Annotated in this window: 13 protein-coding genes; 6 read left to right on the top strand and 7 right to left on the bottom strand. The window is 71.0% G+C overall.

Translation table 11 applies throughout. The features are described from left to right. The first annotated feature begins 24 nt into the window (after positions 1–24). On the top strand, positions 25–801 hold the full coding sequence (locus MKK64_RS09870) for an endonuclease/exonuclease/phosphatase family protein (RefSeq protein ID WP_243934091.1): 777 nt from the start codon (positions 25–27) through the stop codon (positions 799–801). Here MKK64_RS09870 and MKK64_RS09865 read toward each other — a convergent pair. Beyond that, positions 734–2,170: a phospholipase D-like domain-containing protein gene (locus tag MKK64_RS09865; protein ID WP_147858622.1), complete on the bottom strand. Its 1,437-nt coding sequence runs from the start codon at positions 2,168–2,170 to the stop codon at positions 734–736. The genes MKK64_RS09870 and MKK64_RS09865 overlap by 68 nt on opposite strands. Before the next feature lie 220 nt (positions 2,171–2,390). On the opposite strand from MKK64_RS09865, the gene MKK64_RS09860 reads away from it, so the two are divergent. Beyond that, positions 2,391–3,521, top strand: coding sequence for an alpha/beta hydrolase (locus MKK64_RS09860; protein WP_147842416.1), 1,131 nt, complete (start codon positions 2,391–2,393; stop codon positions 3,519–3,521). A gap of 16 nt (positions 3,522–3,537) precedes the next feature. On the opposite strand, the gene MKK64_RS09855 is transcribed toward MKK64_RS09860, so the two are convergent. Next, positions 3,538–5,670 (bottom strand): FUSC family protein, encoded by a 2,133-nt coding sequence (locus MKK64_RS09855; protein WP_243934183.1) that lies wholly within the window; start codon positions 5,668–5,670, stop codon positions 3,538–3,540. A gap of 163 nt (positions 5,671–5,833) precedes the next feature. Here MKK64_RS09855 and MKK64_RS09850 point away from each other — a divergent pair, with 163 nt between their 5' ends. Further along, positions 5,834–6,811 (top strand): right-handed parallel beta-helix repeat-containing protein, encoded by a 978-nt coding sequence (locus MKK64_RS09850; RefSeq protein ID WP_243934083.1) that lies wholly within the window; start codon positions 5,834–5,836, stop codon positions 6,809–6,811. 7 nt (positions 6,812–6,818) lie between these two features. Here MKK64_RS09850 and MKK64_RS09845 read toward each other — a convergent pair whose 3' ends face one another. Further along, on the bottom strand, positions 6,819–7,322 hold the full coding sequence (locus MKK64_RS09845) for a CAP domain-containing protein (RefSeq protein ID WP_147726398.1): 504 nt from the start codon (positions 7,320–7,322) through the stop codon (positions 6,819–6,821). A gap of 124 nt (positions 7,323–7,446) precedes the next feature. Further along, positions 7,447–7,662 (bottom strand): hypothetical protein, encoded by a 216-nt coding sequence (locus MKK64_RS09840; RefSeq protein WP_147842420.1) that lies wholly within the window; start codon positions 7,660–7,662, stop codon positions 7,447–7,449. A gap of 275 nt (positions 7,663–7,937) precedes the next feature. Between MKK64_RS09840 and MKK64_RS09835 the strand changes: the two genes are divergently transcribed. After that, positions 7,938–8,996, top strand: coding sequence for a helix-turn-helix domain-containing protein (locus MKK64_RS09835; RefSeq protein ID WP_243934081.1), 1,059 nt, complete (start codon positions 7,938–7,940; stop codon positions 8,994–8,996). 85 nt (positions 8,997–9,081) lie between these two features. Continuing rightward, positions 9,082–10,332, top strand: coding sequence for an MFS transporter (locus MKK64_RS09830; protein WP_243934079.1), 1,251 nt, complete (start codon positions 9,082–9,084; stop codon positions 10,330–10,332). Here MKK64_RS09830 and MKK64_RS09825 read toward each other — a convergent pair whose 3' ends face one another. The 3 genes from MKK64_RS09825 to MKK64_RS09815 form a co-directional block, all read right to left on the bottom strand. Then, positions 10,333–11,385: an HD-GYP domain-containing protein gene (locus MKK64_RS09825; protein WP_243934077.1), complete on the bottom strand. Its 1,053-nt coding sequence runs from the start codon at positions 11,383–11,385 to the stop codon at positions 10,333–10,335. It lies immediately after the preceding gene. A 184-nt stretch (positions 11,386–11,569) separates the two neighbouring features. After that, positions 11,570–11,719: a hypothetical protein gene (locus MKK64_RS09820; RefSeq protein WP_187274712.1), complete on the bottom strand. Its 150-nt coding sequence runs from the start codon at positions 11,717–11,719 to the stop codon at positions 11,570–11,572. A gap of 159 nt (positions 11,720–11,878) precedes the next feature. Continuing rightward, positions 11,879–12,571, bottom strand: coding sequence for a GntR family transcriptional regulator (locus MKK64_RS09815; RefSeq protein WP_147726394.1), 693 nt, complete (start codon positions 12,569–12,571; stop codon positions 11,879–11,881). A gap of 656 nt (positions 12,572–13,227) precedes the next feature. Here MKK64_RS09815 and oxlT point away from each other — a divergent pair. Next, positions 13,228–14,493, top strand: a complete 1,266-nt coding sequence (gene oxlT, locus MKK64_RS09810) for an oxalate/formate MFS antiporter (protein WP_243933060.1) — start codon at positions 13,228–13,230, stop codon at positions 14,491–14,493. Positions 14,494–14,505: the final 12 nt, after the last annotated feature.

Here is a 14,505-nt window from a genome sequence, read left to right as displayed (position 1 = left end):
CCGTCAGGAGCACGAACGGCCCGCATGGCAACGATCCAGGTTTCCCCGGCGTCCCTCGGCCTCGACTTGGTCGCGCCGGCGCCGATCCGCCAGGCGGATGCCGCGGCGGTGTCGCGCAAGGTCGTCAGCTGGAACCTGCTGCGGCGCACGGGCGCGGCGGTCGAGGACGTCGTCGCCCTGATCGAGCAGGAGCGGCCGGACCTGCTGCTGATGCAGGAGGCGACCCGCGAGATCGCCGGGATCACCGATCGCGTCGGCGGATCCTATGCCTGGGTGCCGCTGCCGGGGCGCATCCACGGCCTGGCGATGTGGTGCCCGACCCCGTGGGCGAAGACGCCGACCGTCGTCAAGCTGCCGTCCGGCGCGGTCGTGCACCGGGTCTGCCAGGTGCTCGATTTCGGCGATTTCGGCGTGGCCAACGTGCACCTGTCGCACGGCCAGATGCTGAACCGGCGCCAGCTGCGCCGGATCGTCGGGATGCTGCCGGAGCGCTCGGCGATCCTCGGCGACTACAACATCGTCGGGCCGGCGCTGGTGCCGGGATTCCGCGACGTCGGCCCGCGCCGGCCGACGCACGCGATGGTCGAGATGGTGCCGCTGCGCCTCGACCGCTGCCTGGTGCGCGGCCTCGTCTGCCGCGAGCACGCGGTGCTGCCGCGCGGGCCCTCAGACCACCGCCCGATCGTCGTCCATCTCAGCCCGGCCCCGCCCGGCGAGGCGCCGCGCCTGCGCTTCAGAGGTATGGCAGCAGCAGTCGCACGCCTGCGTCGCGCAAACGGACGGGTAAGACCCGCGCGTTGATCGCGTCCAGGGTCAACGGTGTCTCCATCTTGGCGCGGATGAAGCTCTCGAGCTGCGCGGCGAGATCCGCGTCGTGGATCTCGACGTTGAGCTCGAAGTTCAGCCGGAAGCTGCGCATGTCCCAGTTCGCGCTGCCGACGAAGCACCAGGCCCCGTCCACCACCGTCGCCTTGGAATGGTCGAAGGGCGGCTCGTCGAGCCAGATCCGCACGCCGTTGCGCAGCAGCGGCGCGATGTGCGCCCGCGTCGCCCAATCGATGAAGTGATGGTCGCTGATCCGCGGGATGACGATGTCCACCGTGATCCCGCGCTGGCTGGCGAGGATGAGGGCGTTCATCACCACCTCGTCCGGCAGGAAGTAGGGGGTGACGACGCGGACCGAGCTGCGCGCGCAGGCCAGCGCCTGCAGGATCACGAACTCGATCTTCTCGACGTCCGCGTCGGGCCCGGAGACGACGACCCGCGCGATCGATTGCCCGACCGGTTGGAGGTCGGGGAACCAGTCCGGCCCTTCGAGCGCACCGCCGTCGGCGAAGGCCCAATCGGCCGAGAAGGCCAGCATCAGTTGCTCGACCACCGGGCCGGCGACGTGGAAATGGGTGTCGCGGATCGGGTGGTCCGGGCGCGTCCGCAGGCGGTTCGGCTGCGAGATGTTGAGGCCGCCGGTGAAGGCCTCGCGCCCGTCGAGGATCAGCAGCTTCTTGTGGGTGCGCAGGTTCAGGAACGGCATGCGCCAGGGCAGGCCCGAATGCATGAACAGGGCGGCCGGCACGCCCGCGGCCCGCAGGCGCCGGAAGGCCGCGGCGCGGAAGTAGCCGCCGCCGATGCCGTCGATGATCACCCGCACCGCGACGCCGCGGTCCTGCGCTTCCTTCAACGCCGCGCAGAAGGTCCGTCCGGTGGGATCGTCGCGGAAGATGTAGCTGGACAGGGCGATGCTGGTTCGCGCCGCGCCGATCGCCGCCAGCATCGCCGGATAGGCCGCATCGCCGTTGCGGAACAGGCGGATCGTGTTGCCGGCCAGCGCCGGCAGGCCGGAGATGCGGCGCACCGCCCTGTCCAGCGGCCACATCACCTCGGGGACGATGGCGTCCTCGGTGCTCGGCGCGCCGGGCGCCGCGGAGGGCTTCGACTGGAACTTGCGCGCGCGGCGCTCGACCCGGTTGATCCCGAACAGCAGGTACAGGGACGTCCCGAACACCGGCGACAGCCAGGCGAGCCCGATCCAGCCGACCGCGACGCTGACCCGGCGCTTGCGCAGCAGCGCGTGCAGGGTGACGCCGAGCGCCAGCACGGTGCCGATCACGGCCGCGACGTCGGCCCTCAGATGTGCGGTGGACTGCAGCCACCGGATCAACGCGTCTTCCAAAGGTCGTGTCCGCTCTCGATGTCCCGCGCCGATATACGGGAAACGGCGCGATGCGCGCGGACGCGGCAGCGTGTTTTTTCCGTGAGCGCGATAGGGATGGCCGATCGTCGGGCGACGATCGCCGATGATCGTCCGTGCTGCGCTGCGATCTCCGTTGCCTGGGCGCCGCGGGAATGATTCATCTCCTGCATCGGACGCCAGATCCGCATGGGAGAGAACGATGCCCGCACCATCGAAGCCGAAACCGCCGGCCGAAGGCCGAAACGCGGCGGACCCGGACCTCGGCGCCGTGCCGCGCCGGGACGTCTTCCGCGGCCTCGCCGCCCTCGGCCTCGGTCTGGCGGCGACGCCGGCCTTGGCGCGCGAGCCGGCGGCACCCGCCATCGCGCGCGAGGAGTTCCGCGTGCCGACGGGCGAGGACGGGATCGAGCTCTACGTCCGCAACAAGCACCCGGCGGGGCAGGCGCGCTTCGCCGCCGACCGGATCCTGCTCTACGTCCACGGGGCGACCTACCCGGCCTCGACGGCGTTCGACCTGCCGCTCGCCGGCCTGTCGATGATGGACTACCTGGCCGGCCTCGGCTTCGACGTTTACCTCGTGGACCTGCCCGGCTACGGGTTCTCGAGCCGCCCGAAGCAGATGGACCGGCCGGCCGCGGACAACCCGCCCTTCATGCGCACCGCCGACGCGGCGAAGGCCGTGGGCGTCGCCGTCGACTTCATCCTGAAGCGGCGCGGCGTCGAAAAACTCGACCTGATGGGATGGTCCTGGGGCACCTCGACCATGGGGCTCTACACCACGACCCACAACGACCGGGTCAACCGCCTCGTGCTCTACGCGCCGCAATGGATCGCCAAGGCGCCGCCGAACCTCGGCACCTCCGGGCCGCTCGGCGCCTACCGCACCGTCACCCGCGACAGCGCCCGGGACCGCTGGCTCAAGGGCGTCGCCGGGGACAAGCGCGCCGACCTGATCCCGGCGGGCTGGTTCGAGCAATGGGCGGATGCGACCTGGGCCACCGACGCGGCCGGCGCGGCCTCGTCGCCGCCGGTGCTGCGCGCGCCGAACGGCGTCGTCGCCGACTCGCAGGCCTACTGGCAGGCGGGAAAGCCGCTCTACGACCCGGGCGAGATTCGCGTCCCGACCCTGATCATCCACGCTGAATGGGACGCCGACCTGCCGAGCTACCAGGCGCAGGAATACTTCACCCAGCTGACGAACGCCCCCTACAAGCGCTTCGTCGAGCTCGGCGAGGGCACGCATACGGTGATGATGGAGAAGAACCGCATGCAGTTCTTCCGCGAGGTCGCAGCCTTCCTTCAGGAGGCCGAGCCGCAGGCGCTGAACTGAGCCGGTCGGGTGCGGGTCATGCGGCCGCGCCCACCGGCGTCTCCCGCACCTGCCCCGGCCGCAGGGTGCCGGTGAGCAGGTCGACCTGGGCGACGAGGCGCTGTAGCTGCGGGCTGCGCGCCTCATCGGGGCGGTCCGGCAACGGATAGCGGTGCTCGGCCAGCGCCGCGAGCGTCGCCGCGATCCAGGCCTTCCACGGGCCGTCCTCCGCGCCCGCCGGCGCGCCGGCATGGCGGAGCACGGTGAGGCGGGCGCTGATCCGCCGGAGCGTGGCGTCGGCGACCATCGCCGCCTCGACCTCCGGGTGGTGACCGGCGCGCGGCTGCTGCAGGGCGCGCGACAGGGCGGCTTCGAGGTCGTTGAGCGCGAGGCCGGCGCTCCGGGCACAGGTCGAGAGCTTCGCCTCGCGCTCCGAAAGCGGCGTCTCCGCGAAGGCGGCTTCCGCGAAAGCGGCATGGCTCGCGAGCGCGCGGCGCAGTTCCTTGCGGACTTGGTCCGGCTCCCAGATCGGCCACAGCAGCAGGCAGCTGACCACGGCGATCAGCCCGCCGAGGATGGTGAACAGCGCACGCATGCCGACCACCTCCCAGGAGGAATGGCCGGGCGTGATCACCTCGATCAGCAGCACGATCAGCGGGGTCAGGCAGGCGACGAAGACGCCGTAGCTGACCTGCCGCGCGGCGAAGCCGACGATGCTCAACGGCAGGATCAGCGCGATCTGCATCAGCGGCGTCGTCGCCATCTGCGCCAGCAGCGCGCCGACGAGGCCGCCGAGCACGGTGCCGCCGATCCGCTCCAGCGCCCGCTGCCACGTCGCCGAGTAGAACGGCTGCATGGTGAGGACCACGGTCATCACCAGCCAATGCGAGAACGGGCCGGCCCAGATCAGCGTCGCCGCGAGCGCCGGGGCGCAGACCGCGCTGGCGCGCACCGCGTGGCGGAGGTTGGCCGAGGCGAGGGTGAAGTTGGTGCGCAGCGGCCCGAAGAACCGCGTGCGCCAGTCGAGGCTGCCGCCGTCGGAGAGCGCCCCGCCGGGGCGGTAGCCCTCCGGCGTCGAGAGCTTGGCCCCGATCCGGACGCGCTCGATGATGCGCTCGGCCAGGCGCGCGAGGATCGGCGTCGCCTCCAGCCCTTCCGTGGCGCGGGCGATCGCCGGCTCCAGGCGCGGCAGGTCGAGGTCGACGTCGTCGCGGATCGCCCGGGCGATGGCGATCAGCAGCGGGCGCAGGCGTCGCAGGAACAGCTTGGCGGCGGCGCGCCGGTGCGGCTCGGGCGCGCTCTCGATCAGCTCGGCGATGCCGATCAGGCCGGAGAACAGCTGCTCGGCCGTCTCCAGGCGCAGCAGCGCCTGCGCCGTGCGCTCGGAGACGCGCTCGCGGGAGCGCGCGAGGTCGAGGAGGAGCGCACGTGCGGATTCGATGCCGGCGCGGACGCCGCGGCGGTGGGCGCGGGCATGGCCGTCGAAGGCGGCGGCCACCGTCTCGGGCGCGGCCGCGAGCTTCTCGAGATCGCCGGTCAGCCGCGCGAGCGCGTGCCAGACCTCGGCGATGGCGCGATGGGCCGCGCGGTAGGGGTGCAGCCGCCACAGCACCAGCGCCAGCACGGTCGCCCACAGCCCGCCCGCGAGGAACATCGCGGCGATGATCGCGGCTTCCTGCGGGCTCAAGGGCCGGTCCATGGCGATGCAGAGCACCACCACGAGCACGTTGCCCGCGGCCTGGGCCTGCACGCTCCAGACGCGGGCGTAGGCGCAGGCGAAGATCACCGCGCAGGCGGCCGGCACGACCACGAGCGGGCCGTAGGGCTGGATCAGCCCGAACACGCCCCAGATCAGGGCGCCGAGCACCGAGAAGGCGGTGAGCACGCGCAGGCGGATGCGGATCGGGCCGCCGGTGTCGCAGAAGCAGGTGAGGTTGGCCGCGAGCGCCATCGTCAGGAGCGGCGGCCACTGAATCCATTCGTTGGCCAGCAGCACGATCGCGAAGGCGAAGGCCGCGCGCACGCCCTCGACGAGGCTCAGGCCCCGCGGGTCGAGGGCCACCGGCAGCCGCGTCAGGTCGGAGCCGGGCCGGCCGAGGCTCCCGCGCCCGCCCGCGACCCGGCGGCGGCGCAGGCGCACGACCGTCCGCTTCGCGGTCTGCTTCGGCATGCTCGGGACGGGGTCTGCCAACCTTCGGCTCCAGCGCCGGATCGGACCTCGGCGCACCGGAGGTCTAGAACCCTTCGCCCGCGAGCGGAACCGCCGGGGCCGGCATCTCGGACCTGCGCGGCCTCATCCTGAAAATGCCGTCGTCGCCCGTCATCTCCCGGCGATGATCGTCAGCCTGCCGCCGGCCCCGCCCGCCCTCGTCGAACCTGCATCCGCCCGGCCCTGCGATGCCGCGACGCGCGCCCGCCTGCTGTCGCCTCCGAGCCCCGGCGACGAGACCGTCAGCCTCGCATGCTCGATCGGCTTGAGCCCCGGCGACCACGTCCTGCGCCGGGTCGTGATCGAGGGGGCGGAGGCCTCGGGCACGGAGATCGACTGCGGCGGCGCGACGATCGGCCGGGCCGAGCCGGCGCCGACGCTCGCGGAGCTCGCGGTCGAGATCCGCTCGCGCGCGCCGACCGTAGCGGGGGGGATCTGGTCGCGGCCGAGCGGCGTGACCCTGCGCAACTGCCGCATCCTCGGCCACATTCGCGTCTGGGGCATGGGCCTCAACGGCCAGGGGCTCGCGGTGAAGGCGTCCTCGCACAGCCTCGGCCATACCGAGCGGGCACAGGCCGCCGCGCCGACGCAGGTCGCGATCCGCGATTCGACGATCACCGCGCTCGGGCACATCCCGATCTACCTCGCTCCCGGGGTCACCCGTTTCACCCTCCAGGGCTCGACCCTGAACGGGCGCTCGGGCGCGGACGCGATCTACCTCGACGCCGAGAGCGCGGACAACGTGATCGCCGACAACACCATCGATGTCGCGATCGGGCGCGAGGCCATCGCCGTCGACGGCTCGGCGCGCAACCGCATCACTGGAAACCGCATCGCCCAGCACGGGCAGGGCGGCGTGCGGCTCTACCGCAATTGCGGGGAGGGCGGGACGGTCCGCCACCAGAGCCCGTCGGACAACGTGATCACCGGCAACGTCTTCACCGGCGGCGGCGGCCTGTTCGGGTCGACGGCGATCGTCGTCAATTCCCGCGGCGGATGGCGGCTCTATTGCGGCCAGGATGCCGGCTACCCGTTCGGCAGCAGCCGCGACGATGCCGACGGCGGCACCGGCAACGTCGTCGAGCCGAACACGAGCGAGTGATCCGGCCTCAGCCGCCGGCCATCACGAGCGCCCAGAAGCGCTTGTAGCGGGTGCCGGGCGCGTCGACGCGGGCGATGCCGATCCGGCGGATCTGCGGGATCAGCATGTTCTTGTTGTGCTCGGGCGAGGCCTTCCAGCGGGCCAGCACCTGATCGAAGGTCTCAGAGCCGGCGCTGAGGTTCTCGGCCGACCAGGTGCGGCCGAGCCCGGCCGACGCCATCCGCGACGTGAAGCTGCCGCCAGCCTCGTGGCTGAGCTGGCCGGTGCGGGCGTTGTTGCCGGCCTGGAACGCCGCCGCCGTGACCAGCCCCGCGTCGACCGTCACCGGTCCGAGCCCGTGCTGCGCCCGGTAGCGCGAGATCGCGGCGGCGGCGGCGGTCTCGTCGAGGATCACGGGGCTCACCGGGCCGGGACTCTCGAGGATCGTCGGCGTCCCGCAGGCGGAGAGCGCGAGGGCGAGGAGGCCCAGGCCGGCGAAGGCGTTGCGGTGGCGGCTGGCGCGGTGGGTCATCGGAAAAGGGTTCGCTGGCGGGACGGGCCGTCGCCTTGGCCCGGCCGATGCGGCGAAACCGGGGCGCGCGGACGCCCGCACGACGCAAGGGCGGACGCCTGTGCCCGCGACGCCACGCCCATCCTCAGATCCGGGTGCCGGGATCGCGCAGCGGCGCCCCGCAGCGCCAGCCGGTGATCCGGTATTCCGGATGCTCGACGACCCAGCGGGCGAGCTGCGGCTGCGCGACGTGCTGGCAGGCGCGCGGCGTGGCGACGTCGAGCGGCATGCGGCGCGCCTCGCAGGTCTCGGGAGCGCTCGCCATGCACGCGGTGAAGTACAGAAAGAACACGCCCGTCATCGCGATCCTCCGAGAGCCGCTGCCCTACGGCGCGCGGCGACGACGCTAGCACTATGACGGTGGCCGTCGATGCGCCGATCCAACGCACCCCGGGGCTCAGCTTGCGTGGGGTCCCGACGGCCGGGGCCGAGCAGACGCGGGCGGCTCGGCACCTTGCCGGCCCGTGACGGAAACGATCACCCGGTATTCGGCGCTGTCGATCGGGGACGATCGATCCTCGTTCCCGCATGGCCGCGGCTCGGCCGCAGCTTGCATGCGCCTTCGCACGATGAATAATGAACAAGGAGTCGGCCCGCGCGTCGAACATCATCGCCGGCCGAACCGTGACGCTGCAATCCTTCACCTTCGCTGCGCAGGAGCCTGACGCCCCCGACGGGTTCGGCGCCTATCACGATCTCTATGCCCACGGCTCCAACGTGGCCTTGGCGGGCGAGCGGTTCTACGCCCGCTTCCGGGCCCATCGCTTCCCGCGCATGGTGGTGTTCGATCGGTTCCTGCACGGCTTGGTGCACAGCCGCGACGCGACGCGGGTGCGCCGCGACGGCTTCGATCACGTCAACCTCCATCTCCTGCTCGCCGGCACGCTGTGGGGCGGTGTGCCCGGCGACGAAGGGCGGGTCGCGCCGGGCGAGATCCTGCTGTTCGATACGACGCGACCGCAATCGAGCCGGGCCGAGCACGCGCATGTCGTCACCATCGCGCTCGCGCGCGATCAGGTCGAGGGTCCGCTGCGTGCGTTCCGTGCCTTCCACGGCGCGGTGCTTCCGGAAGCATCCGCCGGATTGCTCGCGGACCTGATGGTCTCGCTCGCGCGCAGGGGTGCCGCGGTCGACCCGCAGGCCGCGGCCGGGGCGGGGCGTGCGCTCGCGATGCTGTTGGCGGGGGCGCTGGGCGACCGGTCCGTCGCCGGCCTCGACGCGGACATGGACGAGCAGTCGATGCGTCTCAGGCGCGAGCGCGCCGAGGCCTTTATCGCCGCGCGCCTGTCGGACCCGGCCCTCGACGCCGAGACGATCGCGCGCGGGATCGGCGTCTCCCGCAGCATCCTGTATCGCTCGTTCTCGGGCGAAGGCGGCGTCGGGAACGTCCTGCGGCTTCGGCGGCTCGAGAGCCTGCGCGCCTGCCTGAGGCGGCCGACCGAGACCCGCTCGATTGCAGCCCTGGCCTTCGCCTGCGGCTTCGGCAGCGAAAGTCATTGCAACCGCGCGTTTCACGCGGCATTCGGGCAACCGCCGGGCCAGTTCCGTGCCGATCTGCAGCGGGCGCGCGCCTCCCGGGCGAGGATCGCCGAAGACCGGTCGCAGCTCGCCGCGTGGCTTTGTGAACTCTACTGATCCGGGCGTCCCGCACAGATCCGTCCGTTCGCCCGCCCCCTTGCCGACCGCGGATCGCAGCGCAGGACGTTCGGGCCGGCCGCTGATGCTGCTCCTGGCCTCGACGCAGCTCTTCGCCTTCAGCGACCGCTTCCTGATCACGGTCATCGCCACGCCGCTCAAGCACGACCTGATGCTGAGCGACGCCGAGATCGGCCTGCTCCAGGGCTCCGCCTTCGCGCTGCTCTACGCAGGGGCGCTGCCCGGGTTCGGCGCGATCGCCGATCGTGGGCACCGGCGGATGGTGCTGCTGGCATCCCTCGTCACCTGGACGATCGCGACGATCGCCTGCGGGCTGTCCGGTTCCTTCGCCGCGCTGTTCGCGAGCCGCGTGCTCCTCGGGCTCGGGCAGTCGGGGATCACCCCGGCGGCCCTGTCCCTCCTGGCGGTTAGGATCGAGCGCGCGCAGCTCGGGCGCGGCATCTCGCTCCTGACCGCCGGCGGGACGCTCGGGCGAAGTCTCGCCTTCCTCGTCGGCGGCGCGACCCTCGGCTGGCTCACGGGACGCGCCGGGATCGCGATCCCCGGGTTCGGCACGCTGGCACCCTGGCAGGCCCTGTTCGTGCTGGCGGCCCTGCCGAACCTCGTGCTGTTGGCCCTCATCTGGCGCATCGCCGAACCTTCGCAGCCCGCCGTGCCGGTCGCCCGCCCGAAATGGTCGCGCGTCGTCGGATGGATGATCCGCCGGCGCGGCGCCTACCTGCCGCATGCCGCGGCGGCGACCGCCGCGATCCTGATGGGCCAGACGCTGACGGCTTGGGCGCCGACCTTCTACGTGCGCACCCACGGCGTCACGCCGGCCGAGAGCGGCCTGGTCCTCGGTCTCGTGGTTCTGGTCACCGCACCGATCGGGCACGTCGTCGGCGGGATCGTGCTCGACCGGGTCCGGCGCACCAATCCGCGGGCCGCGCCGCTGATGCTGGGCCTCGGCCTCCTCTTCGCGCTCCCCGCCACCGCGACGATGGCTCTGGCGCCGGGCCTCGGGCCGTCCCTGGCTGGGTTCGCCGCCCTCGTCGTCGCCCTCGGCTTCTGCAGCCCCCCGGGGTTGGCCGGCATCCAGTTCCTGACGCCGGTCGCGTTGCGGGGCCGGGTCAGCGGCGTGTTCATCGCCTTCGTGACCCTCGTGGCTCTGGGCGCAGGGCCGGCGCTGCTCGGCCTCCTGAACGACCGGGTGTTCGGCACCGACGGGATCGGGCTGGCGTTCGTCGCGCTGTACGCGGTGGTCGGAGGCCTCGGCGTCGTCTTCGCCCTGATGGCGGCCCGGCGGGATTTCGGCCGGCGGCGCCGGCGGGCCTGATCAGGCGGCGGCCATCGCCCGGCCGAGCGCCACGGGCGCGAAGGCCCGCATCAGCGCGCCGTCGAGATGGCCCTTCATCCTGTCCATCGTCGCCAGCGCCTCGGGCGCCGCGATCGGATCGCGGTAGGTCCTACGCTCGGTCAGGGCCGAGAACACGTCGCAGATCGCGACGATGCGCACGAGATCGGTGATCGCGCCGTCCTGCAGGCCGGCCGGATAACCGGTGCCGTCCATCTTCTCGTGATGGTGGCGCACCACCTCGACGATCTCCGGCTCGAAACCACCCTGCGCGACCAGCAGCCCGGCGCCGATCTCCGGGTGCCGCCGCATCAGGCGCATCTCCTCCGGCGTCAGGCGGCCGGGCTTGTTCAGGATCTCGACCGGGATGCGCGCCTTGCCGATGTCGTGCAGCAGCGCGGCCTTGGTGAGGCGATGCTGGTCGGCACGCGACAGGCCGACCAGCGCGCCGAACGCCGCAGCGTAGCCGGCCACGCCGAGCGTATGCTGGTAGACGCCGGCATCGTGCCGCCAGACGGTGGCGAGCCAGTCGCCGATCCCGGCCTCGGATACCGCCGCGAGGACGAGGTCGGTGCCGCGGTCGATCTCGGCCTGCTGGAACCCGGCTCCGAGCGCCGCCGAATCGAAGATCTCCGTGACGATCCCGGTGGCGGCCGCGCTGCGCGCCTCGAGACGCCGCGTCCGGTTCGCCCCGACCTCGATCATCGCGAAGACGCCGGCGAGGATCGTCTCGCGCGCGGCCGTCGCGGGCAGGCTTCTCACGATCGGCGAGGAGGAGGGACGCTGCGGGCCGCCGCGGCGCAGCACCAGCGTCGGGATCCAAGGAGTCTCGGCGAGGATGGCGTCGGCGATCGGCGGTGCGAGATCGAGCACCACCAGGGCGGGGCGTCCGCCGCCGAGCGGCCAGGCAGCCGCCGTGCGGCACGGCATCACCAGATCGATCCCGCGCGCCAGCGGGCGCCGCAGGTCGGCATGATCGGTGATCAGGAGGACGAAGGCGTCCTCCGCGGCCGGGAACTGGGCGCCCTGAGCCAATGCCGGAAATCCTCGGTTGTCGTCGTCAACGCTTCTTTGACGATAAACCGAACTTCGTGAGTGAACCGTTTCCGGATATTTCGGCGACGCCACGCTAATGCCCGATTCGGCGTCGGCGTTCACCTCGTCCGTCAGCGGGCAGAGTGCGCAGGTCGCCGGCGCACGGGATGCGCCCGTCGTCGATTCAGGCGACCGTCGCGCCGTGGACGTCGGCGTCGATCGCACGGGCGCCGCGCGCCTCGGCGCCGTCGGTAAGGAAATCGGCAAGCTTCACGACGAGCAGCACCTGCACGCTGGCGAGGGCGGCGAAGACGGCGAGGAACGAGGTCAGCATGGCGGGATCCGGTTGCGTGTTGCGACGCAATAGATCTCATGCTGCGCTGCATTCTGGTATGCCAAACGCCACATGCCAAATATGCGAATCACGCATGCGCTCAGGCTCGGCCGATATGTTCCGCCGATCCGGCTCGGAGCCTCCGAACGATCCTTGAGGTCAGTCGAGATAGGCGCCGTAGGCGTCGACGTGGTCGGCGAGGCCGATGCCGTGGTCGCGAACCAGCCGCTCGGCGAGCTCGACGTCGCGCGCTTCCAGCGCGTCGATGATCGCGACGTGCTCGCGAATCGACTTCTCCGCCCGGTCGCCCTGGCGCAGGGCGGTGTTGCGGATGCCGCGCACGTGCATCAGCAGGTTGCTCGACAGCTCCGAGATCATCGCGCATTGCCCGAGCGAGATGATCTTCTGATGGAAGCGGATGTTGGCGTCGGAGTACTCGTCGATGTGCTCGGCCGGGCGGCCGTCGTAGAATTCGGGGAAGGCCTCGCGCAGCGAGCGCAGCTCGGCGTCCGAGGCGCGGGTGCAGGCGAGCCGGGCGGCCATGCTCTCGAGCGCCGCCCAGGCATGGATCATCCCGACGATCTCTTTCTTGGTCTTCTTGATCACGAACACGCCGCGCCGGGCCTCGGAGCGGACGAAGCCCTCCTGCTCCAGCACCGTCAGCGCCTCGCGCACCGGCGTCCGGCTGACGCCCAGATCCTGCGACAGCTTGCGCTCGTCGAGACGGACCTCGTCGGGGCGCCCGTAGATGTCCATGTTGGTGATGAACGTCTTCAACGCCTCGTAGGCCAAGGTCCGCAGGCTCGAACTGACCACGATCGGCTTGATGCTGAGCGACTCGGAGTTCGACATGCCGTACCCGTCGGTCCGCGTTCTTCGGTTTGTGTTCGACGCGCGACCGACCGCCGAAGTAACCCAAACCTCGGCGCCAGCCTAGATGGCACCCGTGCGCTCCACACAGGCACCGCTCGGCGCGTCGTGGGCGGGACCAAGGCGGCTCGGCGTCAGGATCGTCAAAGCACCGCCCGACCGCGCGCACGTCCGAACCTTCTCGGTAATCCCGGCGAAATTTCTGTATTTTTATTCCACTCTCGTTGACAGGTTCCGCGAGTATGACGCACGATAATTCTGGCATACCGTAGACCAGAGATTGGCCGGCTGAGGCGCTGACTTTTTCTTGTTGCGGTGCCAAAAGTTTTTCCGAGATGAGCCGTGCAATTGAAGCTGCATCGGAGGCCGGAACGCGGCATCAGGATCATGCCGACATTGCGGTTCGCGCGTGAACGACGGTGTTCGCGCGACGACATCGAGGATTGAAGGGCGTCGGCGTTCCATGGCGCGCCGTCTAACGGCCGGCTCGGACGCCGGCCGCCACACGACGACGCTGCGGTCAACGCAGACGACACGCCACGTGCCGGACAACCGGCCTTACGCGAGACCTCTGGGAGGATGACATGATGCACGAAGAACGGCCGGCGATCGGACGGGTGTCCGACGGATATCGATGGATGCAGCTCGCGCTGGGCGTGATCTGCATGGTGATGATCGCGAACCTCCAGTACGGCTGGACGTTCTTCGTGCCCGACATCCAGAAGAAGTTCGGCTTCGACCGCGCCGCCATCCAGTGGGCGTTCACGCTGTTCGTGCTGTTCGAGACCTGGCTGGTGCCGGTCGAGGGCTGGTTCGTCGACAAGTACGGCCCGCGCGTGGTCGTGCTGTTCGGCGGCCTGCTCTGCGGGATCGGCTGGGTGATCAACTCCTACGCCACCTCGCTCAACATGTTCTATCTCGGCCAGGTCATCGCCGGCATCGGCGCGGGCGCGGTCTACGGAACCTGCGTCGGCAGCGCGCTCAAGTGGTTCCCGGACAAGCGGGGCTTGGCCGCGGGCATCACCGCCGCGGGCTTCGGCGCCGGCTCGGCCTTCACCGTCGCCCCGATCCAGTGGATGATCGCCGAGAACGGTTTCCAGGCCGCCTTCCTGTGGTTCGGCCTCGGCCAGGGCCTCGTCGTCTGCCTGCTGGCGTTCTTCCTGGTCTCGCCGAAGAAGGGCCAGGTGCCGGAGGCCGCCGTGAACGCCAACGTGATCCAGACCCGGCGCAACTACGCGCCCGGCGAGGTCGCGAGGCAGCCGATCTTCTGGCTGATGTACTTCATGTTCGTCATCGTCGGCGCCGGCGGCCTGATGATCACCGCCAACCTGAAGCCGATCGCCGCCGACATCGGCGTCGACAAGATCCCGGTGACGATCCTCGGCGTGACCATGGTAGCGATCACCTTCGCCGCGACCATCGACCGGGTGCTCAACGGGCTGACGCGGCCGTTCTTCGGCTGGGTCTCGGACAAGATCGGCCGCGAGAACACGATGTTCATCGCCTTCGCGATGGAAGGGTTCGGCATCTACATGCTCTACCTCTGGGGCCACGATCCGCTGTGGTTCGTGCTGCTCTCGGGCTTCGTGTTCTTCGCCTGGGGCGAGATCTACTCGCTCTTCCCCTCGACCTGCACCGACACCTTCGGCTCGAAGTTCGCGGCGACCAATGCCGGCCTGCTCTACACCGCCAAGGGCACGGCGGCCCTGCTGGTGCCGGCGGCGAACTACCTGCAGCAGAGCTCCGGCAGCTGGGACGGCGTGTTCCTGATGGCCGCCGGCGCCAACATCCTGGCCTCGATCCTCGCGATCGCGGTGCTGAAGCCCTGGCGCAAGCGCGTGGTCGCCAACGCGATGCTCGCCGCGCCCGAGGCCACCACCACCCGCGGGGTCGTGGCCGCCTGAGGGCACCACCCC

The sequence above is a fragment of the Methylobacterium sp. E-025 genome, from assembly GCF_022829705.1.
Taxonomy (GTDB): Bacteria; Pseudomonadota; Alphaproteobacteria; order Rhizobiales; family Beijerinckiaceae; genus Methylobacterium.
Note: the sequence above shows the minus strand (reverse complement) of the source record. Positions and strands in the feature narration are given on the sequence as shown.